Annotated in this window: 2 protein-coding genes; both read right to left on the bottom strand. The window is 31.7% G+C overall.

Features of this window, described 5'->3' with window-relative positions; genetic code table 11:
- On the bottom strand, positions 1-215 hold a 215-nt coding region (locus B4C08_RS06810), incomplete at its 3' end, for a type II toxin-antitoxin system RelE family toxin (protein WP_296664122.1).
- The gene (gene relB, locus B4C08_RS06805; RefSeq protein WP_288605349.1) at positions 212-445 is read right to left on the bottom strand and encodes a type II toxin-antitoxin system RelB family antitoxin; all 234 of its coding nucleotides are present in this window, start codon (positions 443-445) and stop codon (positions 212-214) included. The genes B4C08_RS06810 and relB, both read right to left, overlap by 4 nt.
- Between the last annotated feature and the right edge of the window lie 160 nt (positions 446-605).

Here is a 605-nt window from a genome sequence, read left to right as displayed (position 1 = left end):
ACAAGAATTTTTTCATCTTGAATGTCGCAAATTAATCTGTAGTCTGCGACTCTATATCGCCATAAATGCGATAAATTTCCTACAAGTGCTTTTCCTCGTGAGCGAGGATTTTCAAGGCTTGCAATTTCATTAAGATAATTTTTTATCTTTATTTGAATTTGCCTGTCAAGTTTTTTAAGTTCCTTTTTTGCACTTGATGTATATTCTATTTTCAAATTCCAAGTTCCTTATATACTTCTTCAGCTGGAATTGTCTTTTCTTTTCCGCTTTTTATGTCTTCAAGGATTTTTTCAGAAAGATATATGTCCTCCAAATCTTCAAGATAATCTTCAAGCAGAAGGTTGTAATAGAAACTTGTTGGTCTGTGGGTTTCTTTTGCAAGAAAGTCCATTCTGCTTTTAAGTTCTGGTGTTGTTCTAAAAGTTGCGGTTGCGGTCATTGCCATAATTATACCTCTCTGTAATACAATGTAATCGATGTATTACAATTTGTCAAATAAACAAAATCTTCAATGGCTAAAAAAATTCAATAAAAACAATGTTTTGCTATTGACTTTTTTTTTATGACCTTGTATTTTATATGCACATTGCATTCCCCGATTGTGT

The sequence above is a fragment of the Treponema sp. UBA753 genome (assembly GCF_002297325.1).
Taxonomy (GTDB): domain Bacteria; phylum Spirochaetota; class Spirochaetia; order Treponematales; family Treponemataceae; genus Treponema_D.
The sequence above is the reverse complement of the archived record's forward strand: the minus strand, read 5'-3'. Positions and strand labels throughout refer to the sequence as shown.